Annotated in this window: 14 protein-coding genes; 10 read left to right on the plus strand and 4 right to left on the minus strand. The window is 73.3% G+C overall.

What is annotated here, in order from left to right; genetic code table 11:
- Nucleotides 1-84: 84 nt before the first annotated feature.
- The gene (locus ACFYMO_RS29590; RefSeq protein WP_388550249.1) at nucleotides 85-2,802 is read right to left on the minus strand and encodes a serine hydrolase; all 2,718 of its coding nucleotides are present in this window, start codon (nucleotides 2,800-2,802) and stop codon (nucleotides 85-87) included.
- 195 nt (nucleotides 2,803-2,997) lie between these two features.
- Here ACFYMO_RS29590 and ACFYMO_RS29595 point away from each other — a divergent pair, with 195 nt between their 5' ends.
- The 3 genes from ACFYMO_RS29595 (at nucleotide 2,998) to ACFYMO_RS29605 (ending at nucleotide 5,569) form a co-directional block, all read left to right on the plus strand.
- Nucleotides 2,998-3,777 (plus strand): GPP34 family phosphoprotein, encoded by a 780-nt coding sequence (locus ACFYMO_RS29595; protein WP_366771106.1) that lies wholly within the window; start codon nucleotides 2,998-3,000, stop codon nucleotides 3,775-3,777.
- A 449-nt stretch (nucleotides 3,778-4,226) separates the two neighbouring features.
- Nucleotides 4,227-5,087, plus strand: coding sequence for a helix-turn-helix transcriptional regulator (locus tag ACFYMO_RS29600; RefSeq protein ID WP_026005133.1), 861 nt, complete (start codon nucleotides 4,227-4,229; stop codon nucleotides 5,085-5,087).
- 266 nt (nucleotides 5,088-5,353) lie between these two features.
- Complete coding sequence (locus tag ACFYMO_RS29605) at nucleotides 5,354-5,569, plus strand: DUF397 domain-containing protein (protein ID WP_366771107.1); 216 nt, start codon at nucleotides 5,354-5,356, stop codon at nucleotides 5,567-5,569.
- Nucleotides 5,570-5,712: 143 nt separating this feature from the next.
- Here ACFYMO_RS29605 and ACFYMO_RS29610 read toward each other — a convergent pair whose 3' ends face one another.
- A complete protein-coding gene (locus ACFYMO_RS29610) occupies nucleotides 5,713-6,639 on the minus strand; it encodes a LysR family transcriptional regulator (RefSeq protein WP_366771108.1) in 927 nt (308 codons plus the stop codon).
- Nucleotides 6,640-6,732: 93 nt separating this feature from the next.
- Between ACFYMO_RS29610 and ACFYMO_RS29615 the strand changes: the two genes are divergently transcribed.
- On the plus strand, nucleotides 6,733-7,650 hold the full coding sequence (locus tag ACFYMO_RS29615) for a PhzF family phenazine biosynthesis isomerase (protein WP_366771109.1): 918 nt from the start codon (nucleotides 6,733-6,735) through the stop codon (nucleotides 7,648-7,650).
- A 169-nt stretch (nucleotides 7,651-7,819) separates the two neighbouring features.
- Here ACFYMO_RS29615 and ACFYMO_RS29620 read toward each other — a convergent pair whose 3' ends face one another.
- Complete coding sequence (locus ACFYMO_RS29620) at nucleotides 7,820-8,959, minus strand: ADP-ribosylglycohydrolase family protein (RefSeq protein ID WP_366771110.1); 1,140 nt, start codon at nucleotides 8,957-8,959, stop codon at nucleotides 7,820-7,822.
- 125 nt (nucleotides 8,960-9,084) lie between these two features.
- On the minus strand, nucleotides 9,085-11,673 hold the full coding sequence (locus ACFYMO_RS29625; protein WP_388550255.1) for a bifunctional FO biosynthesis protein CofGH: 2,589 nt from the start codon (nucleotides 11,671-11,673) through the stop codon (nucleotides 9,085-9,087).
- Between the two features lie 1,312 nt (nucleotides 11,674-12,985).
- Here ACFYMO_RS29625 and ACFYMO_RS29630 point away from each other — a divergent pair.
- The 6 genes from ACFYMO_RS29630 (at nucleotide 12,986) to ACFYMO_RS29655 (ending at nucleotide 20,602) form a co-directional block, all read left to right on the plus strand.
- Nucleotides 12,986-14,584 carry an ATP-binding protein gene (locus ACFYMO_RS29630; RefSeq protein ID WP_366771112.1) on the plus strand — a complete coding sequence of 533 codons (1,599 nt, stop codon included), beginning with the start codon at nucleotides 12,986-12,988 and terminating at the stop codon, nucleotides 14,582-14,584.
- Nucleotides 14,581-15,006 carry a roadblock/LC7 domain-containing protein gene (locus tag ACFYMO_RS29635; protein ID WP_019359528.1) on the plus strand — a complete coding sequence of 142 codons (426 nt, stop codon included), beginning with the start codon at nucleotides 14,581-14,583 and terminating at the stop codon, nucleotides 15,004-15,006. Before ACFYMO_RS29630 ends, ACFYMO_RS29635 begins: the two co-directional genes overlap by 4 nt.
- Nucleotides 15,003-15,371, plus strand: a complete 369-nt coding sequence (locus ACFYMO_RS29640; protein WP_019359527.1) for a DUF742 domain-containing protein — start codon at nucleotides 15,003-15,005, stop codon at nucleotides 15,369-15,371. Before ACFYMO_RS29635 ends, ACFYMO_RS29640 begins: the two co-directional genes overlap by 4 nt.
- Nucleotides 15,343-16,014 (plus strand): ATP/GTP-binding protein, encoded by a 672-nt coding sequence (locus ACFYMO_RS29645; protein ID WP_388550259.1) that lies wholly within the window; start codon nucleotides 15,343-15,345, stop codon nucleotides 16,012-16,014. The genes ACFYMO_RS29640 and ACFYMO_RS29645 overlap by 29 nt, the downstream gene beginning before the upstream one ends.
- Nucleotides 16,011-17,297, plus strand: a complete 1,287-nt coding sequence (locus ACFYMO_RS29650; protein WP_366771113.1) for a cytochrome P450 — start codon at nucleotides 16,011-16,013, stop codon at nucleotides 17,295-17,297. The genes ACFYMO_RS29645 and ACFYMO_RS29650 overlap by 4 nt, the downstream gene beginning before the upstream one ends.
- Before the next feature lie 359 nt (nucleotides 17,298-17,656).
- Nucleotides 17,657-20,602 (plus strand): BTAD domain-containing putative transcriptional regulator, encoded by a 2,946-nt coding sequence (locus tag ACFYMO_RS29655; RefSeq protein ID WP_366771114.1) that lies wholly within the window; start codon nucleotides 17,657-17,659, stop codon nucleotides 20,600-20,602.

Here is a 20,602-nt window from a genome sequence, read left to right on the forward strand (position 1 = left end):
ACGCCGCGGGTCGCGCGAGGCTCGGGCGAGCCGTGAGCCGGACATGCCGACCGGAACGGGGGACGCAGTGCGGCACGGAATGGTTCAGCCGACGCGGGCCAGCTTGTCCCCGAACCCGGGCTCCGTCAGGTCGTCCTGCAGCGCGACGGGCACCTTGACCTGGCCCGGACCGTCACCCGCGGTCAGGCTGCCGACCTTGGTGCCCGGACCGGCCTCGTGCGGGATCGTCTTCCCGCTGTCGGTCAGTGCGAGCTTCACCTTGAGGCCGGGCCAGCCCACGGCGGTCACGTCCTTGGTGGCCACCACGGGGGTCCGATTGCCCAACTGGTCATCCACATAGCCGACGACCTGGCCCTTCTCGACCACCTTCCGCGCGGTGAGCGCGTCCTGGCCGGCATCGATCAGCTTCTTGCTGGCGGCGAGCACGGTGTCCAGGATCGAGGGCTGATACTGGCCCAGCACCGCGCCGATGATCAACTGCTTGGTGCCTCCGATCTCCTTCTCCGCCGCGAACAGCAGATTGCCGCCCGCCTTCGTCGTCGTGCCCGTCTTGATGCCCACGACACCGTCCATCGGAACCAGTCTGTTCCAGTTGGACTGGTTCTTGCCGTTGGCGTCCTGGTAGGAGGGCTGCCGCACCACCTCTCGGAACAGCGGGCTCTCCATCACCTTCTTGCCCAGCTTGACCTGGTCGGCGGCGGTGCTCACCGTCGAGGCGGTCAGTCCGCTGGGGTCGGTGTAGTGCGAGTTGGCCATGCCCAGGTCCTCGGCGGCGGCGTTCATCTTCTTCACGAACGCCTTCTCCGACCCGGCGTCCCAACGCGCCAGCAACCGTGCCACATTGTTCGCGGAGGCGATCATGATGGCGTCGAGCGCCTCACGCTGCGTGATCTTGTCACCGGCCTTGACCTTGACAGTCGACTCGTTCTGCGCGCTCAGCCCCGCCTCGTCCTCGGCCTTCTGGTCGACAGGGATCATCTCGCCCTTCGACCCCTTCTTGACCGGGTGGTCGCGCAGTATGACGTAGGCGGTCATCACCTTCGCGACGCTCGCGATCGGCACCGGCTTCTGCTTGCCATGGCTGCCGAACGAACCGAGACCGTCCACGTCGATCACCGCCTGCCCCTCGGAGGGCCAGGGCATGGCAGGCTCGGAACCCTTGAACGTGTACGTGCCGGAAGCCGTCATCGACAGCTCCGGATCCGGCAGCGGGCGCACCGCCTGCACGACCACGAAGATCACTACGAGGAGCAGCACCAGCGGCGTCCAGATCTTCACCCGGCGGGTGAAGGTGCGCATCGGCGTCTCGGGCGGCGGCGGGCTGTTGGTGAGCTGCGCCAGCAGGTCCAGCGGCTGCTGCTGACCACCGCCGCTCCCCGCCGCCTCCGGGCTGCCCGGCATCGGCTGCTGCCGGGTGCGCTCCGGCTCGCTCTCCGCGGGGCTCGAGGCCGGTGCCTGCGTGCCGGACGCGCCCGCGGTGGGCGGCGCGGCCGAGGCAGTCGCCCACGGGTTCGCCGTGGTCGAGGCGGGGGGCGCCGGAGGCGACGCCGGTCTGCCGGGAGCCGCCGCGGCGGCTCCCGCCTCCGGCGGGGCCGGCTGAGCGGCGGTCCGGGGCTCGTCCGTGGACCGGAGCGGGACGAACTGGCTGGTCCGCTCGGCGTCCGACTCCGAGGCGCCGGTCCGGCCCGCGGCGGATCCGTCCCGCCGGGCCTCCCCGCCGTCCTTCGCGTCCTTGCCTTCCTGGCCTTCCTTGCCGTTGCCGGCCTTTCCGTCACCGGCCTTGCCGGTCTTGCCGGCTTCGTCGGCCGTGTCGCTCTCGCCGCCCCGTGCGCGGGGGTCGGGGGCGCTCGCGGGGGCAGCCGAACCCTTTCCTCCGGGCTGCTCGGGCCGGTCCGTCCTCTTGCCGCCGTCGGCACCGGCGGACCCCTGGCCCGGCTTCGTGTCCGGCGCGCGGAAGACAGCGGTCGGCTGGTCGACGGCCTTCGCGTGGCCGCCGTTCTGGGTGGTCCCGTCGGCCTTGCCGGTCCCGTCGCCGTCCTCGCCGTCCGCGGCATCTCCGGCGCCCTTGGAGGCCCCGAAGAACGCCGAGGTCAACCGCTCGGCACGGTCGGCGGCCGCGGCATCCTCGCTCTTGTCCGGGGTGTCGCCCCCGCGCCGGACGACGCCGAACATGGCGGTCGGCGCGTCGCCCTGCGCGGCCGGTGCGGCCGCGCCGCCCTGGTCCGCGTCAGCTGCGGAGGCGTCCGCAGGCGTCTCGCCCTCCGGCTTCGGCCGGTAGGGCAGATCGGTGACAGGAGCGCCGTCGGCAGCCTTCCCGGCGGCGTCGCGGTCCCCGCCGTCCGAGGCGCCGTCCGGGGCATCGCCTGCTCCGTCCGAGGCGCCGTCCGGCCGCTCCGGAGCGCTGTCGCCAGACACCCAGGCGGCCACGGCGGACTTCAGCCGCTCGTCCTTGGCATCGCCCTGCGCCGCGGCCCCGTCCGAGTCAGCGGTCTCGTCCGAGTCCGCAGTCTCGTCCGCAGGCCCGGACGCCCCGCTCGGCTCGTCCGCTCCTGTCGTGCTGTCCGACTCCCCGGCGGGGGGCGCTGGGGAGGGAATCACCGAGGGTGCGGCGTCCTGGGTCGTCGTCCCCGCGCCGTTCTGCCCCGCGGAGCCCGGCGACGGCTTCTTTTCAGCCGTCTCGTCGGGTCGCGCAACCGACCCGCCGCTCCCCGTCGTCTCCCCCGACGACCTCTCCCGCTCCGACCTGTCGGGGGATTCGCCCGCCACCGATGCCTCCTGATGCTGCTGCTCGCCGCTCGCCATACCAGTTAACAGTGTCCTATGCACCGAGGGCGCCACCGGCGTGGCGGCACTCCCCCGGAGGGCGGCCTCCCGGGCCTCCCCTTGCAGCAGACGAGAACGACATACCTACTGGTTCCCTCCCATAAGGTCCGCGCACTCTCGACAGACCATTGTGAGAGGGGTCACCCTGTCATTCATCCACGCGGGGAGGCATGGATGGGCAGGAGCCGCAGAACAATTCCCGAGGAGTTGCTGCTGCTCGCCCTGGACCCGGCCACGGGTACCACGGCGCAGCCGCAGTCGCTCGACCTCGGCCTGGCCGGAGCGCAGCTAGTGGAGCTGGCTCTGGCCGGACGGATAGCCCCTGATGGGGATCGTATCGCCGTGGTGCTGCCACGGCCGACCGGAGATCCGACGCTGGACTCGGCGCTGGAACTGCTGCGCAGGCGCGGCAGCCCGGTGCGCGCGGTCCACTGGATCGGCGGGCCCCGGTTGGGGCTGCGCCAAACCTATCTCACACATCTGGAACGGTGTGGCATGGTGCACGCCGTTTCCGGCCAGATGTGCGGAGTGCTGCCGACGACGCGCTACCAGGCGACGGAGACAGCCATCAGCCGGGAGATCAGGGCCCGGCTCGACACCGCGATCCGCACCGGCGTCCCACCGGACCCGCGGACAGCGGCGCTCGCCGCGCTGGCCCACGCGGTCGGACTCGGCAAGCACCTCTACCCCGGCAACGAGGGACGGTCCTGCCGATCCCGGCTGCGGGACCTGATCAGGCACGACCCGATGGGCGGCCTCGTCGCGCACGCGGTGATGGACGTCCAGAACGGTGTCGGGGCGCAGCCGCGGCGAGCCCAGGCGAGCGCGGCGAGCGGACCCTCGCCGGGGCGCCCGGCCGCGCGCGCGACGGCGTCCGCTGCGGGTCCGGCCCGGCATCTGCCGGAGCAGTCCCGGCACATGGCGGGCGGCATGGTCCGAGCGGGAGCACGCTGACCGTCGCCACCGTCCGGACCGTTCCGTACGGGCCGGAGGCACGGCACCAGCCGGAGGCAGGGCATCCTCCGGAGCACGCACGGCACCACGAGCACGGCACAGCACCACGAGCACGCACAGCACCCGAGCACGTACGGCACCGCACGGGAGCGGCGGGCGCCGCGCGCCTGCGGGGCGCATCCGACGCCCGCGGCAGGCCGCGGACCGCCGCGCCGGCCGTCGGTCGGTGCGCCCTCGGAGTGGTGCGGGCACCAGGACGCCTGCGCGGGCTCGCGGTCCGGCCGTCCCACGGCGACGACCGGATCCGCGTCCCCGGGCATGCGTTTTCGTCCCCGCACGCGGCCGCTGCTGTACTCGAATCCGCACTCTCTGTTGTCATTTTCCAGCGCGGGCGCACATGTTGGTGGCAGTCTGCTGGAGTAGTCGTACTTACACGGAGGTGCGGTCCCGTGGCGTCGAACGTCAACCCCACAGTCCGGCGTCGCCGACTCGGCCAGGAACTGCGCCGTCTGCGCGAGCAGCGGGGCATGACGGCGGAGGAGGTCGCGGACCGGCTGCTGGTCTCCCAGTCGAAGATCAGCAGGCTGGAGAACGGCCGCCGCAGCATCAGCCAGCGGGACGTGCGCGATCTGTGCGGCGTCTACGAGGTCGAGGACCGGCGGATAGTCGACTCGCTGATGCAGATGGCGAAGGAGTCGCGCCAGCAGGGCTGGTGGCACGCGTTCGGGGACATCCCCTACAGCGTCTACATCGGCCTGGAGACGGACGCCGCCTCGCTGCGCGTCTACGAGCCCCAGGTCGTGCCGGGTCTGCTGCAGACGCGGCCGTACGCGGAAGCGGTGGTCGCCGGCGCCCTGCCGGAGGCCGGTGCGGCGGACATCGAGCGCCGGGTGCAGGTCCGGATGCGCCGCCAGGAGCGCATCCGGGAGGACCGCACCCCGCTGCGGCTGTGGGCGGTGCTGGACGAGTCGGTGCTGCGCCGCGAGGTGGGCGGCAGGCACACGATGGCCGAGCAGCTCGAGTACCTCAACGAGATGTCGCAGCAGCCCCATGTGACGCTCCAGGTCATGCCGTTCTCGATGGGCGCGCATCCGGGGGTGAACGGGCAGTACGCGATTCTGGAGTTCCCGGAGGCGACGGACTCGACCGTGATCTATCTCGAGGGCGTCACCAGTGACCTGTACCTGGAGAAGGCGAACGACGTGCAGAACTACAGCGTCATGTACGAGCATCTGCGGGCGCAGGCGCTGAACCCGGACCAGACGCGCGAGTTCATCGAGGACGTGGCCAAGGAGTACGCGCGGGGCTGAGCGCCAAGCGCGAGCCCCGCGCACGGGGAGGACCGGGAAACACGGTTTCGCGGAGTGGACGGCCCGGCGGCTGGAGCTGCCGGGCCGTCCGGCATGTGCCGGGAGGAAGTGCAGGAAAAAGCGGGGAGGCTACACCGCAGCGCACCGCGATGTGAAGAGCTGCTTGGAATATGCCATCCGGTTGAGTGAACGACAACGCCGCGCGCCCGAATCGCCGCGTAATGTCGTTCGCACGTCAGGAACAACCCGGAAGAACCGGAGCAGACATGCCGATTCAGCAAGGAACCACCCATGCCTGGACCAAGTCCAGCTACTCCACGGGCAACGGGGCCTGCGTGGAGGTGAAGTCGCCGTCGGTGCGCACGGTGGCGGTACGGGATTCCAAGGAGCCGCAGGGACCCGCGCTCAGCTTCCTGCCGGAGGCGTGGGACACGTTCGTGGCCCGAGTGAGCTCCGGGGGCTCCGCGACCGGCCGGGCCTGAGGCCGGCAGCAGCAGTCCGGACAGCGCCGGCGGCAGGACCGCCCCGTGCTGGACCGTGCCCGCATCCGTGCACCGGAGCCCTCTCGACTGGCCCGCCGTCCCGGCCGAGGGGGCTCGGCACCGCCGGAGAAGCCGGCGCGGGATCAGCCGGGTGACTCAGGGCCGGCGGCCGGGTCCGTTCCCTCGCCCTGGAAGTGCCGGACGATCTGGGCCGCTACGGCGTGCGCCGCGCGGGAGGGCCGACGACGCCGGGGGCGGGCGAGATGGACGGAGATGTGCGGGAGGGACGGGCCGGGCACCTCGGCGAGGCGGCCGTCGCGCAGCGCAGCGGCGACATTGGCGCGTGGCAGGACGGTGAGTCCGAGCCCGGCCGCCACGCAGGAGCGTGCGGCTTCGATGCTGCCGAACCGGGTCAGCCGCGGCGGGGTACCGGCGACCGCCTGGAGGCGCGCGGCCAGTTGGTCGCTGTAGGAGCAGCCCTGCTCGTGGAGGAAGAAGCTCTCCCGTGCCAGCTCCTGCCAGGTCGCCGTCCGTTCGCGGCCGGCCAGCGGATGGTCGGGGGCGCAGAGCAGGACCAGGGGCTGTTCGGCGACGCGTTCGGCCGTGACGCCGGGCTGGTCGACCACGTCCTCCAGCAGCAGGGCGCAGTCCAGTCTGCCCGCGCGCAGCGCCGCCACGGCGTCCGCGGTCCCGTGCGGCTCCAGGTGCACCTCCACCCGCGGGTGGCAGCGGCGCAGCGCGACGATCACCGCGGGCAGATGGGCCGAGCACAGCGTCTCGCCGGCGCCGACCACCACGGTGCCGCTGACCGGGCCGTCCTCGGTGGCGGCCGCCAGCAGGCGTGACTCGGCCTCCAGGACCTCCTCGGCGTGGGCGAGCAGCCGCCGCCCCGCGTCGGTGAGCAGCGCTCCCCGTGCGAGCCGGTCGAAGAGCCGGGTGCCCAGCGTCTTCTCCAGGGATCTGATCTGCACCGTGACCGTTGACTGGGCGAGCCGCAGTTCGGCGGCGGCACCGGTGAAGCTCTCGGTTCTGGCGAGCGCGGCGAAGGTTTCCAGCAGCCGGGTGTCCATCCCCGGGACCCTAGCAATGCCATCGCAATACGCGATCGCGCGCATGCGTAACTATCGTTGGCATTAATGACACGCGAGTGCAAAAGTTCAGGCATGACTTCCTCAGCGGGCTCCGCGCCCTTCGCAGCCTCAGCGCCCTCCTCGCCCTCCGCAGCCACCGCCGGTGCGGACGTTCTCCGCTACTCCGCGTTCACCTCCGACCCCGACGGCGGGAACCCGGCCGGGGTCGTCCTCGACGCCGCGCACCTCGACGCGCGGCAGATGCTGGCGATCGCCGCCGAGGTCGGGTACTCCGAGACAGCGTTCGTCACCGCCCGCGACGACGAGCGGCGCCGCTTCACGCTCCGCTACTTCAGCCCGCTCGCCGAGGTCGCGTTCTGCGGGCACGCCACCGTTGCCGTCTCGGTGGCCCTCGCCGGGCTGCTCGGCCCCGGCGAACTGGTCTTCGAGACACCCGCGGGCGAGATCCGGGTGGCGACCGCGGCCGACGACGGCGGTGCCGTGCGGGCGGCGCTCACCAGCGTCCCCACCAGGTCGCGTCCCGCACGGGACGCCGAGGTGGACGCCACGCTCGCGGCGCTGGGCTGGGACCGCGCCGACCTGGACCCGGCGCTGCCCCCGCACGTGGCCTTCGGCGGCAACGAACATCTCGTGCTCGCCGCCGCCTCCCGGGCCCGGCTGGCCGACCTGGACTACGACTTCGACGCGCTCACCGGCATCATGCGGCAGCACGGCTGGACGACGGTGCACCTGGTCTGGCGGGAGAGCGACGAGCTCTTCCACGCCCGGGACCCGTTCCCCGTCGGTGGGGTCGTCGAGGACCCGGCCACCGGCGCCGCGGCTGCCGCCTTCGGCGGCTATCTGCGCACCCTCGGCCTGCTGCCCGCCTCGGGTGAGGTCGCCGTGCGGCAGGGCGAGGACATGGGGCGGCCGAGCGATCTGACCGTCCGCACCGCGCCGGACGACGCGCGGGTGCGGGTCAGCGGCCACGCCGTGCCGATCGACGGGTGACTCCGGCCGGACCGCGCGCGCCGACGGCGGTGCACCGGGAACGGCAGCGACCGGCCGTCCGCGGGGGGCGGCCGGAACCGCTCGCGGGGAGCCCCGCCGGATCGCGGGCACGTCCGGCGGACTCCGGTGATATCCGGCCGGCAGCCTCCGGCGGGCTCCGGCCGGAGGGCTAAGCGCGCGGGTGCGGGTAGCGGGCCAGCCACCCCGGGGACGCGGTGCCGGGCTCGTGCAGCGCGGGGCCCTGGGTCATCTCCATGGCGAAGTCGTCGGCCAGCTCCAGGATCGTCGCGCGGCCCTCGACCTCGGCCACCCAGCCCGGCGGAAGTGACGTTTCCCCATGCATGGCGCCCAGCAGGTTCCCGCAGACGGAACCGGTGGAGTCGCTGTCCCCGCCGTGGTTGACGGCCAGCAGCAGACCGTGCCGGACATCCTCGGCGACCAACGCGCAGTAGACCCCGATGGACAGCGCCTCCTCGGCCGTCCAGCCCTCCCCCAGCGCCGCAACCCGCTCCGGCGAGGGCATGCCCTGGCGGACGGCGCCCAGTGCGCGCTTGAGCGCGTCGGTCGTCTCCTGGTGCCCCGGCCGGGCCGCCAGCTGCACCAGAGCGCGCTGGACGGCGGTGTCCAGGTCCTCGCCCCGGGCGAGGGTGTGGACGATCGCGGCGAAGGCCCCGGCGGCCAGGCAGCCGGTGGGGTGCCCGTGCGTCTGGGCGGCGCACTCCACCGCGAGTTGGAAGACCAGCCCCGGCTCCCAGCCGACCAGCAGCCCGAACGGCGCCGAGCGCATGACCGTGCCGCAGCCCTTGGACTCCGGGTTCTTGGGCTGCTCCAGGGTGCCCATGCGGGCGTCCGCCAGCCCGCTGAGGCAGGCGTTGCCCGGTGCCCGGCGGGCGTAGAGCCACTCCTGGCGGGCGAGCCAGCCGTCGTCCGCGCGGCGTTCGTCCGGGCCCCAGTCGCGCTGGGTGGCGGCCCAGCGGCGGTAGGCGGCGTGCACGTCGGTCGGCGGATGCCACGCTCCGGTGTCCCGGCGCACATGGGCGCGGATGAGACCGTCGACGGTGAACAGCGTCATCTGGGTGTCGTCGGTGACCGCTCCTCTGCGCCCGTAGGCGGGCACATAGTCGGTGACGCCCTCCTGGCCGCACTTCTGGCGGATGGCGGCCAGTGAGTCGAACTCGACCCCGGCGCCGAGCGCGTCGCCCAGCGCCCCGCCCAGTAGGCAGCCGCGCACCCGGCTGCGGAAGTCCTGCTGTTCGGACCGGCCCCATATGGCCGTCACGCCACCGTCCCCGCCGCCCGCGCCTGTCACGATCCGCTGCCCCTCCTCCGTTCGTGGCCCCGCACTCTAGTCAAGGATCCGGCCGGACGGAGGAGGGCCGTGGGAGCCGTCCGGTCCGCTCCCGGATTTCCGGGACCGGGACCGCCGGCGCGGCGTCACACCAGCGGCAGCAGCTCCGGCAGCCGGCCGTCCGAGGCGTGTGCGGTCGCGACGCGTTCGGCCGGGACCTCGCCGTAGCCGGTGGTGCGCGGACGCGCCGGGCGGCCCGCGGCGTCCGCGATGGCGACCAGGTCCTTGATGGACCTGTAGGAGCCGTAGGAGGAGCCCGCCATCCGGGAGATGGTCTCCTCCATGAGGGTGCCGCCCAGGTCGTTGGCGCCGGAGCGGAGCATCTCGGCGGCGCCCTCGGTGCCGAGCTTGACCCAGCTCGTCTGGATGTTGGGGATCCACGGGTGCAGCAGCAGCCGGGCCATGGCGGTGACGGCGCGGTTCTCCCGGGCCGTGGGCCCGGGGCGGGCGATACCGGCGAGGTAGACGGGCGCGTTGGTGTGGATGAAGGGCAGCGTCACGAACTCGCTGAAGCCGGCCAGCCCCTTCTCCCGCGCGGACTGCTGGGTGCGGGCCAGCAGCCGCAGATGCCCAAGCCAGTGCCGGGGCTGGTCCACGTGCCCGTACATCATCGTGGACGTCGAGCCCAGGCCCACCTCGTGCGCCGTGGTGACGACATCGAGCCAGGTCGCCGTCGGCAGCTTGCCCTTGGTGAGGATCCAGCGGACCTCGTCGTCCAGGATCTCCGCGGCCGTGCCCGGGATGGAGTCCAGCCCGGCCTCCTTGGCGGCCGTCAGCCAGTCGCGGACGGACATGCCGGTGCGGGAGGCGCCGTTGACCACCTCCATCGGGGAGAAGGCGTGCACATGGATGCCCGGGACGCGCTCCTTGACCGCGCGGACGATGTCGAAGTAGGCGGTGCCCGGCAGGTCCGGGTGGATGCCGCCCTGCATGCACACCTCGACCGCGCCCACGTCCCACGCCTGCTGGGCGCGGTCGGCGACCTGCTCCAGCGACAGGGTGAAGGCGTCGGCGTCGGTGCGGCGCTGCGCGAACGCGCAGAAGCGGCAGCCCGTGTAGCAGACGTTGGTGAAGTTGATGTTGCGGGTGACCACGTACGTCACGTCGTCACCGACGGCGTCGCGGCGCACGTCGTCCGCCGTGCGGCAGAGCGCGTCCAGCGCCGGTCCGTCGGCGTGCAGCAGGGCGAGGGCCTGCTCGTCGGTGAGCCGCGTGGGGTCCTCGGCGGCCTGGCCGAGCGCCTCGCGTACGTCCGCGTCGACCCGCTCGGGCACCATCCCGGGAGCTGCGCGCTCGCGCAGCTCCTCCCAGTCGCCGTACACCTCGTCGAAGTCGTCCCGGCGGTCGCCGGTGCGGCCCTCGGTGTCGATGCTGCGGTGCAGATCGGTACGGCCCATCGGGGTGAAGCCCTCGTCCGGCTCCTGCCAGGGCAGCCCCTCGGGACGTACCCCGGCACGTGCCAGCCCGGTCTCCGGGTCGGCCAGCGCCTGTACGTGCGGCAGCACCCGCGGGTCCAGCCAGGGCTCGCCGCGCCGGACGAACTCGGGGTAGACGGCCAGCCGCTCGCGCAGCTCGAATCCGGCCGTACGGCTGTGCTCCGCCAGCTCGTCGATGTGCGGCCAGGGGCGCTCGGGGTTGACGTGGTCGGGGGTGAGCGGGGAGACGCCGCCCCAGTCGTCGATGCCCGCGTCGATCAGCCGCGCGTACTCGGCGTCCACCAGGTTGGGCGGGGCCTGGAGGCAGCCGGAGGGGCCCAGCAGCAGCCGTGCCACGGCGACGGTGGCGACCAGGTCGTCCAGTTCCGCGTCCGGCATGCCGCGCATCGCGGTGTCCGGCTTGGCACGGAAGTTCTGGATGATCAGCTCCTGGACACCGTGGTAGGCCCGCTGCACCCGGCGCAGCGCGAACAGCGAATCGGCACGCTCCTCGTACGTCTCGCCGATGCCGATCAGCACTCCGCTGGTGAACGGGACGTTGGAGCGGCCGGCGTCCTCCAGCACCCGCAGCCGCACCGCCGGCTCCTTGTCGGGCGAGCCGTGGTGCGGGCCGCCCGGCTCGCTCCACAGCCGTTCGGCGGTGGTCTCCAGCATCATCCCCATGGAGGGCGCCACCGGCTTGAGCCGCTGGAAGTCCGTCCAGGACAGCACCCCGGGGTTGAGGTGCGGCAGCAGGCCGGTCTCCTCCAGGATGCGGATGGCGACCGCACGGACGTAGGCGAGCGTGTCGTCGTACCCCTCGGCCTCCAGCCAGGCGCGTGCCTCGGGCCAGCGGTCCTCGGGCTTGTCCCCGAGGGTGATCAGCGCTTCCTTGCAGCCCAGTTCGGCGCCGCGGCGCGCGATGTCGAGGACCTCGTCCATCGACATGTACATCCCGTGCCCCTCGCGGCGCAGCTTGCCGGGCACGGTGACGAAGGTGCAGTAGTGACACTTGTCGCGGCACAGCCTGGTGAGGGGCAGGAAGACGCTCTTGGAGTATGTGATGACACCGGGCCGGCCGGCCGCCGCCAGGCCCGCGTCCCGCACGCGGGCCGCCGACGCGGTGAGGTCCGCGAGGTCGTCGCCCCGCGCCTGGAGGAGCACCGCGGCTTCCGTCCCGTCGAGCGCGACCCCGTCCCGCGCCCGCTTCAGGGCCCGCCGCATCGCGTTGGCCGTCGGCGTCTGTCCGTGTGAGGTCATCCTCCGAGCGTAGCCCGCGGCGCGGACGGCCGGGAGCGGGGTGACCTGCGGACTCCGGCGGTGCTCGTGGCGCCGGGAGCGGCCGGGTGGCACGCCCCGGCGCTCCGGGCCCCGGCCGGCCCGGAGCGCCGGATCACAGGCAGGGCGCGCACGCTGGGGGCGCCGGCGGACGCGGCGCTGTGGCGAGCTGAAGGCCGCCTGCCGACTCGTCGGATTCCGCCATCTGGTGCCGACGGCCTCCGGGTCGCGGCGCCAGAGCCCGGGGGGACCGGACCTCGCGGTGGGGCGGGTGGGAAGGCGCCGCACTCGTGAAGGAAGAGTGAAGAACGGATCACCGACACCGGGAGGACTTGCGAAGTCTTCCTGGCGGAATCCGGCACACTGCCGCATTCACCGGCACTGACGTTCCACGCGCGAAGGAGCAAATAGTGGCGTCCTGAGTGCCGGGCACCCCGCCGCCGGAGCTCCCGCTCACGAGCCCGCCCGCCGGGCACACCGTCCCCGCGCGCGCATGTGCCGGGCACGGACGGACAGCCGGGCACACAGGCGAACAAGTATCCGAGTACACCGGAGCACCGGGCACCCGGGGCTGCGGGGACGCACCCGGCGATCGGCCGGTGCGGTGCGAAGCCCCTGCTCCTGGCGCCCAGTTGGCCGGGCGCCTCCTCCGCGTGCCGACCGCCGGCGGTGAAGGCGAAGCCGGAGCCGGGTGAAGCCCGTGCCGACCGATCCCGGGCGGCGGCCCCTGGCGCGCCGCGAAGTCCACGCGGAACGTCCCGGACTCCTCGCGGCCCTGCCCGGCGCGCGTACTCTGCCCACGAGCCACCCGGCGGAGGGGCGGTCGGGCGCGGAGCACCGCCCTCGCCGCGTCGGGTGACCGGTCCGCCGGCGGCGGCACGGCCGAGCAGGGCGCCGCGCCCACCGGCGGCCGGAGAGGCGAGGGCGGCAGCGGAGCCGGCACAGCGCACTCCGCGGCGAGATCGGGCCCGGGAGCCGGATGCCGCGGGCCGTGCGGCGGGAGGAGGACCCGGTACCGCATGCTCCACATTGTATGACGTGACGTCAGACCTGGTGCCGCGCAGCGGTGTCCGGGCTCCGCACGATCGGCCAAGTGCCGGACAATCGCTCAGGGGTGCTAGCCTCAGCGCCGCGTGGCGCGTTTGCGCTCGGTAATCAGGAGTACTGATTCCGCATCTGGCTGCGCGCGCTGCGCCACTGAGGGAACATGGCACGACTGCTGTTCACTGATCAGTTCGCGAGCAGTCCGCGGACTGGCCGGCCCGCACGACAATCCAATCGCTCAAGGACGCCGATGACCGAGATACCGGTGGCGCTGACCGTCATCCTGTCCGTGGGGACGGCGGCGGCCGTGGCACTCGCCCTCCTGCTGGCGCGTTCGGCGCGGGAGGCGAAGCGGCTGCGGCAGCGCTCCGCCACCGCCGAGAAGGATCTGCAGGAGGCGCTGCGCCAGCAGGCGGCCTTCGCCGGACGGGCGCAGGCGACCGAGGCGGAGGTCCGGCACCTCGCGGCCGCCCGCGTCCCGGACCTGACCGCCGCGCTCGCCCACCCCAACGTCCCCGTACGGGGCCTGCTCGACCCGGGCATCCAGGGCACCGAGCTGGACCGTGCGCTGACCGCGGTACTGGAACAGGTCAGCAACGCGGTCACCAAGGAGCGGCTGCGCGTGGACGGCGCGGCCCAGGCCTCCATGCGGGGCGCGACGACGACCATCCAGGCGCTGCTCTACCAGCTCCAGACACGGCTGCAGACGATGCAGGAGCGCTACGACGACCCGTTCGTGGCCGAGGACCTGCTGGCCGCCGACTTCCTCAACGAACAGGCGCTGCGCCGCATCCAGTCCACCGCGATCGTCTGCGGGGCCTGGCCCGGTCTGACCCGGCAGAACTCGCACCTGGGCGACATCGTCGTCGGCGCGATGTCCCGGCTCAGCGGCTACGAGCGCGTCCAGGTGACCAACCAGCTGCGGGACCCGGTGGGCGTGGTGGCGCGGGCCGTGGAGCCCGGCGCCGTGGTCCTCACCGAGCTGCTCGCCAACGCGCTGCACTACTCGCACCCCGAGCTCCCCGTGGCAGTGACGATCCAGCAGGGCAACCGCGGGGCCTCGGTGATCATCGATGATGCCGGTGTCGGCATGCACACCGAGGAGTTGGAACGTGCCCAGCGCATGATGTCCGGCCAGGAGAACACGCTCCTGACCGAGCTGGGCGACCCGCCCAAGACCGGTTTCGCCGCGGTGGGGCAGCTCGCCCGGCAGTACGGCTTCACGGCGTCCGTGGAGCCGTCCCCGTACGGCGGTGTACGCGCCATCGTCCACATCCCCGGCGACCCGCTGCTGACGCTGCTCGACGAGGAGGAGCAGCCGATGTCCCCCATGGCCCCGGTGCCGCGCAGCAATGCGAGCGCCGCCCCGCCGGTCCCCTCCGCGCTGCCCGGGCACGCCGTGCCGCAGCGCCCGCCCCAGGCCGAACCCGCGGCGGGCACCACCGCCTCGGCGTACGCGCAGCCCGGGCCGGACGCCGCCCAGCAGGCCGCGCCCGCCGACGAGGACCTGCCGCGCCGCAGGCGCCGCAGGCCGGTGCCCGACGTCACCCTGGGGGCCCCGTCGGACGCCTCGGGCCAGGCGCCGGCCGGCGAAGCACCGCAGTCGACCGGGCGGCACGCGCAGCCGCCGCAGGCCCCGCAGCAGCCGCAGGCGTCGCCGGAGCAGAGTGCGGAGCGCTGGGCGGCCTTCCAGCGCGGCACCAACTCGGGACGCGCGGCGGTCGACGAGGGCGCCGAGGCGGATGGCGTGAGCCCGGCGTCCGCAGCACCGTCCCCCCGACACGGCTCCGCGGTCGCCGACGACCACTACGCCGGTCCCCGTTCCGCTGAAGGGAATCCGCAGGAATGACAATCCCCGCACGCAGGGCACTCCGGGACGACACCTCATGGGTGCTGGGCCCGTTGCTGGAGCTGCCGCACGTCGTCCACGCGGCCGTCATCTCCGGCGACGGCCTCATCGAGGGACGCTCGCCGCACCTGGAGCGGGACGCCGCGGAGGGTGTGGCCGCGATGCTCTCCGCACTCCAGGGCGCGGCCCGGACGACGACGGCGGCGTTCGCCGGGTCGTTCGAGGCACGGCTGCGCCAGACCGTGGTGGAGTCCGACCACGGCTGGGTCTTCGCCATCCCCGCGGGTGAGAACACCACGCTGGCCGTCTTCGCCGGCCCCGACGTGAACATGGGCGTGGTCACTCACCAGATGCAGGTACAGGTCGCGTCGCTGGGTGCGAAGACCATGAGCAGCCCGGCGAGGAACGACACGACCACATGACTCCGCCGCCCCGTGACGGCAGGCGCCTGGTGCCTGCGTATCTGGCGACGACCGGACGAGCCCGGCCCAGCCGCAACACCCTCGACCGCCTCACCGTGCTGCACGGCGCGGCGGATCCCGCGACGGTCTCCGGGCTCCGCCCGGAGGAGATCCGGCTGCTGGAGTTGCTGCGCGGCGGTGCGCTGTCGCTCGCCGAGGCCGCCGCGCATCTGCGGCTTCCGGTCAGTGTGGTCAAGGTCCTGGTGGCCGACCTGGTGGACGCGGGCCGGCTGATGGCCCGCGCCCCGATTCCCGACGCCGAACTGCCGGAGCGGCAGATTCTGGAGAAAGTTCTCAATGGACTCCGCACTCTCAAGTCCTCCTAGTCCGGAGACCCCGTCGGGCTCCGCGGCGCCGGCAGGCTCCATATACCTGGACGACAAGCCGCAGACGCTGGTGAAGCTGCTGGTCGCGGGGCCGTTCGGGGTGGGCAAGACCACCTTCATCCGCTCGCTGTCGGAGACGCAGCCGCTGCACACCGAGGAGGTGATGACCCGCACCGGCGCGCTGGTCGACGACCTGGCCGGGGTGCGGGACAAGACCACCACCACGGTCGCCATCGACTTCGGGCGGCTGACCCTGCCCGGGGATCTGGTGCTGTACATGTTCGGCACTCCGGGGCAGCGCCGGTTCCGCCCGCTGTGGCAGGACATCGCCCGGGGCGCACTGGGCGCCCTGGTGCTCGCGGACACCCGTCGCCTCGCCGACTCCTTCGAGGTGATGGACATGATCGAGGAGGCGGGGCTGCGGTACGCGGTGGCCGTCAACTCCTTCCCCGACTCCCCGCAGCACCAGGCCGAGACCCTGCGCGACCACCTCGACCTGCACCCGGACACCCCGCTGGTGGTGTGCGACGCGCGCGACCGGAGCCAGTCGGCGGACGCGCTGATCGCGCTCGTCAGCCACGTCCTGGAAGCCCTCGACCAGCAACAGCAGAGCCAGCCGCAGCCCTCCCAGGAGCCCTCTTGAGCACCGTCCCAGCGCCGGGGCACCCGCACTCCGGCCAGATGCCGCCGCCGCTCTCCCGGCCCAACCACGAGGTCACCCCGCTGTACGGGGAGGAGTTCGCGGCGGACCCGTACGCCGTCTACGACCGGCTGCGCAAGTACGGCGCCCTCGCCCCCGTGGAGATCGCCCCCGGAGTGGGCGCCATGCTGGTGATCGACTACCGGGCCGCGCTCGACCTGCTGCACGACTCCGCCACCTGGTCGAAGGACTCCAGCATCTGGCTGGACAGCGTGCCGGAGGACTCGGCCGTGATGCCGATGCTGCGCGGCAGGCCCAACGCGCTGTTCACCGACGGCGAGACGCACGCCCGCTACCGGAAGGTGATCTCCGACAGCTTCGGCCGGCAGGAGCCGCACGAGATGCGGCGGGACGTCCAGGAGGTCGCCGACACCCTGATCGCGAACTTCGCGCGGGACGGCCAGGCGGACCTGATCGGGCAGTTCGCCCGCCTGCTGCCGCTGCTCTACTTCAACCGGGCGTTCGGCATGCCCGACGAGGAGAGCGAGCTGCTGATCCAGGGCATCATGGGCATGTTCGACAGCAAGACCCCCGAGGAGGCGGCAGCCGCCGACGCCGCCTACACCCGCTACGTCACCGAGCTGACCCAGCTCAAGCAGCGGCAGCCCGGGCAGGACCTGACGTCCTGGTTCATGCAGCACCCGGCCGGGCTGAGCGCCGAGGAGGTCGTCCAGCAGATCGTGCTGACGCTGGCCGCCAGCTACGAGCCGCTGTCCAACCTGATCGGCAACTCGCTCAGCCGGATGCTGGTCGACGACCGCTACTACGGCAACCTCTCCGGCGGTGCGCTCACGGCCCGCGACGCGCTGCACGACGTGCTGCGCAACGAGCCGCCGATGGCCAACTACTCGGCCCACTACCCCCGCCGCGACGTGTACTTCCACGGGGTGTGGCTGCGTGCGGGCCAGCTCGTGCTGGTCTCCTACGCGGCGGCGTCCACGCAGAGCGGGCGGTCCGCGCCGGGCGAGAGCACGGGCGCCGCCGGCTCCGGGGGCGGCGCGCATCTGGCCTGGGCCGCGGGCCCGCACGCCTGCCCCGCGCAGCAGCCCGCGCTGCTGATCGCGACGACCGCGATCGAGCGGCTCACCGCCTGGCTGTCGGACATCGAGCTGACCGTGCGCTACGACGAGCTGAGCTGGCGTCCGGGCCCCTTCCAGCGCGGGCTGGTCTCGTTGCCGGCGCGGTTCAGTCCCGTCAGCCCGGACCAGGCGGGCGTCCCCCGGTAGCGGGGCGGGCGGCACGTTCCGCACACACCGGCCCGGGCCCGTTCAGGGTCCGGGCCGCCGTGTTTCGGCCCGCAGGACGAGCGGATCGACGGCGCGGCCGCGGACGAGGCGCCCCACACGTTCCGCAGGCAGGGCTGCCGTCGAAGGGACGGGCGTGCGGGGGGAGTTCGCGCCGCCGTGGCGATGTCGGACCGACCTTCCACGCGCCCTGCGCCCGACACCTTCCGCGACCGTCCGTTGCCCCTCCGAATTCGAAGGGTTCGTAGAGAGGCCGCTACTCGGCTGACGGAATTGCCGAGAACAAGGCAGACTGACCCGTGCGGGGAACGGAGGAGTGCGGATTCGCAGGGGGCACACCAATGGGCGCCGGGGACCAGGATCAGGTCGGAACGGAGCGTCAGGGGAACCAGCTTCACTTCACTGTGCTCGGTCCAGTCCGCGCCTGGCGCGGGGACCAGCAGCTGACCATGGGCTCGCCCCAGCAGAAGGCGCTGCTGGCGGCGCTGCTGCTGCCCGGCGGCCGCACCTGCACCGCCGAGGAGCTCATCGACGCCATCTGGGGCGAGGACCCGCCCGAGCGGGCCAAGGCCGCGCTGCGCACCTACGCCTCGCGCATCCGCAAGGCCCTCGGCTCCGCCGCCGGGATCCTGGTCAGCGAATCCGGCGGTTACGCCGTCCGCACCGGCCCCGAGGCCACACTGGACGCGGAGCAGGCGCACGAACTCGCCGTACGCGCCGAGAAAGCGGCCTCGGCGGGCGACCGCGAAGCGGCCCGCGAGCTGTATCACTCCGCGCTCGCCCAGTGGGCCGGTGAACCGCTCGCCCACGTCCCGGGCCCCTACGCCGAACACCAGCGCGTCCGGCTCGGCGAGTGGCGGCTCGGCCTGCTGGAGCTGCGACTCGACCTCGACCTCCAGGTCGGCGGCCACGCCGACGCCGTCAGCGAACTGACCGCGCTCACCGCCGCGCACCCGCTCCGGGAGCGGCTGCGGGAGCTGCTGATGCTCGCCCTGTACCGCAGCGGACGGCAGGCCGAGGCACTGGCCGTCTACGCCGACACCCGCAAACTGCTCGCCGACGAACTCGGCGTCGACCCGCGCCCCGAGCTGTCCGAACTCCAGCAGCGCATCCTGGAGGCCGACGACGAGCTGGCCTACCAGTCGGCCGAGGACCCGTCCGCACCCGGCGCCGAGGCCACCCGGCCGGCCCAGCTCCCGGCGACCGTGGCCGACTTCACCGGGCGGGCCTCCTTCGTGGCCGAACTCGGCGACGAACTGGCGCAGACCGACGGGACGGTGATGGCGGTCTCCGCCGTCGCGGGCATCGGCGGTGTCGGCAAGACGACCCTCGCCATCCATGTGGCGCACGCCGCCGCCGACCGGTTCCCCGACGGCCAGCTCTACGTCGACCTCCAGGGCGCCGGGGCCGCCCCGGTCGACCCCGAGACCGTGCTCGGCTCGTTCCTGCGCGCGCTCGGCGTCGCCGACTCGGCCATCCCCAGCGGCACCGAGGAGCGCTCCGCGCTGTTCCGCTCGCTGCTGGCCGGGCGCCGGGTGCTGACCCTGCTCGACAACGCCCGGGACGCCGCCCAGGTGCGGCCCCTGCTGCCCGGCACCTCCGGGTGCGCGGCCCTGGTGACCAGCCGGGCGCGGATGGTCGACCTGGCCGGCGCCCACCTGGTGGACCTGGATGTGATGAACCCCGAGGAGGCCCTCGCGCTCTTCACCCGGATCGTCGGCGCGGAGCGGGTGCTCCCCGAACGCGAGGCCGCCATGGACGTGGTGGCGGCCTGCGGGTTCCTGCCGCTGGCCATCCGGATCGCCGCGGCCCGGTTGTCGGCCCGCCGCACCTGGACCGTCTCCGCGCTCGCCGCCAAGCTCGGCGACGAGCGCCGCCGGCTGGACGAGCTCCAGGTCGGCGACCAGGCCGTGAAGGCCACCTTCGAACTCGGCTACGGCCAGCTCGACAGCGAACAGGCCCGCGCCTTCCGGCTGCTGGGTCTCGCCGAGGGGCCGGACATCTCCCTGGACGCCGCGGCGGCCCTCCTGGACCGCGCTCCGGAGGAGAGCGAGGACCTGCTGGAGTCGCTGGTGGACACCTCCCTGCTGGAGTCCGCAGCGCCCGGCCGCTACCGCTTCCACGACCTGGTGCGCCTCTTCGCCCGCGCGTGCGCGGAGCGGGACGAGCAGCCCGGCGGCGAGTGCGCGGCGGCACGGTCCAGGCTGTTGGACTTCTACCTGGCCACGGCGCGACACGTGTTCGCCTGGGACCATCCCCGCGACCGGACCGTCGACCATCTCGGCCCGCCGGTGGGCGAGGGGCTGGCGTTCCCCGGCCAGGAGAGCGCCCTGGAGTGGCTCTTCACCGAAGGCGAGTGCCTGATGGCGGCGATCGGGCAGGCGGCCTCCCTCGGGGCCCTGCGTCCGGCCGCCGATCTGCTGGTGGCCACCAAGGACCTCGCGGACTCCGGCGTCCACTCGCTCCGATACGAGCGGGCGGCGGCAGCGGTGCGGGAGGCCGCGGAGCAGGCGCACGAGGCCCTCCCGGGAGCGCGCGCGGGCATCATGCTGACCCATGCCCACGCGCTCGGCGGGCGGTTCCCGCAGGCCGAGGCGGAGGCGGTGCGCGCCCTGGAACTGGGCCGCTCCGCCGGCGACCCGCTCTCCTGCTCCTACGCGCCGAACGACCTCGGCATCCTGGCCACCTACCTCGGCCGGCACGAGGAGGCGGAGAGCCATCTGGAGGCGGCCATCCTGGCCTTCCGTACCGACGAGAACCGGCCCTCGGAGGCGAGCGCGCTGTGCAACCTCTCGCGGGTCCACACCGCGCTGGGGCGGCACGACAGCGCGGTCGAGCTGGCCATGCAGGGCGTGGCCGTCTACGAGGAGATGGGCAGCACGCTGCGGATGGCCAACGCGCTCTACACGCTGGGCTCCGCGCTGTCGGCCGCCGGGCGGAGCGAGGAGGGACTGCGGCATCTCACGGAGGCGCGCGAGATCTTCCACGTCAGCCGGCAGTCCCGCTGGGAGGGCGTCACCCACTTCCGGATCGCCGAGGCGCACCTGCTGTCCGGGGACGCGGCCCGCGCCGCCGAACACGCCGAGCAGGCCATCGCCTTGCGCGTCATCGGCGGCGAGTGGCGGAAGGCGACGGTCCTCGTGGTCCTGGGCAAGGCGCTGGCCCGGCTGGGTCAGTACCGGCGCGCACGGGCCTGCCTGGAGGAGGCGCTGGCCATCTTCGAGCCGCTCGGTTCGCCGGAAAGCGCCGAGGTCAGAGAGCTGCTGACGCAGGTGGCCGAGCACTGA

The sequence above is a fragment of the Streptomyces sp. NPDC007025 genome, assembly GCF_042869455.1.
In the GTDB taxonomy this organism is placed as follows: Bacteria; Actinomycetota; Actinomycetes; order Streptomycetales; family Streptomycetaceae; genus Streptomyces.

Bases quoted from the DNA above. Each gene is read 5' to 3' on its own strand.
- ACFYMO_RS29645 (WP_388550259.1), top strand. From the start codon at position 15,343: ATGGACTCCGCACTCTCAAGTCCTCCTAGTCCGGAGACCCCGTCGGGC.
- ACFYMO_RS29605 (WP_366771107.1), top strand. From the start codon at position 5,354: ATGCCGATTCAGCAAGGAACCACCCATGCCTGGACCAAGTCCAGCTAC.
- ACFYMO_RS29635 (WP_019359528.1), top strand. From the start codon at position 14,581: ATGACAATCCCCGCACGCAGGGCACTCCGGGACGACACCTCATGGGTG.
- ACFYMO_RS29625 (WP_388550255.1), bottom strand. From the start codon at position 11,673: ATGACCTCACACGGACAGACGCCGACGGCCAACGCGATGCGGCGGGCC.
- ACFYMO_RS29610 (WP_366771108.1), bottom strand. From the start codon at position 6,639: ATGGACACCCGGCTGCTGGAAACCTTCGCCGCGCTCGCCAGAACCGAG.
- ACFYMO_RS29630 (WP_366771112.1), top strand. From the start codon at position 12,986: ATGACCGAGATACCGGTGGCGCTGACCGTCATCCTGTCCGTGGGGACG.
- ACFYMO_RS29595 (WP_366771106.1), top strand. From the start codon at position 2,998: ATGGGCAGGAGCCGCAGAACAATTCCCGAGGAGTTGCTGCTGCTCGCC.
- ACFYMO_RS29615 (WP_366771109.1), top strand. From the start codon at position 6,733: ATGACTTCCTCAGCGGGCTCCGCGCCCTTCGCAGCCTCAGCGCCCTCC.
- ACFYMO_RS29640 (WP_019359527.1), top strand. From the start codon at position 15,003: ATGACTCCGCCGCCCCGTGACGGCAGGCGCCTGGTGCCTGCGTATCTG.
- ACFYMO_RS29590 (WP_388550249.1), bottom strand. From the start codon at position 2,802: ATGGCGAGCGGCGAGCAGCAGCATCAGGAGGCATCGGTGGCGGGCGAA.
- ACFYMO_RS29655 (WP_366771114.1), top strand. From the start codon at position 17,657: ATGGGCGCCGGGGACCAGGATCAGGTCGGAACGGAGCGTCAGGGGAAC.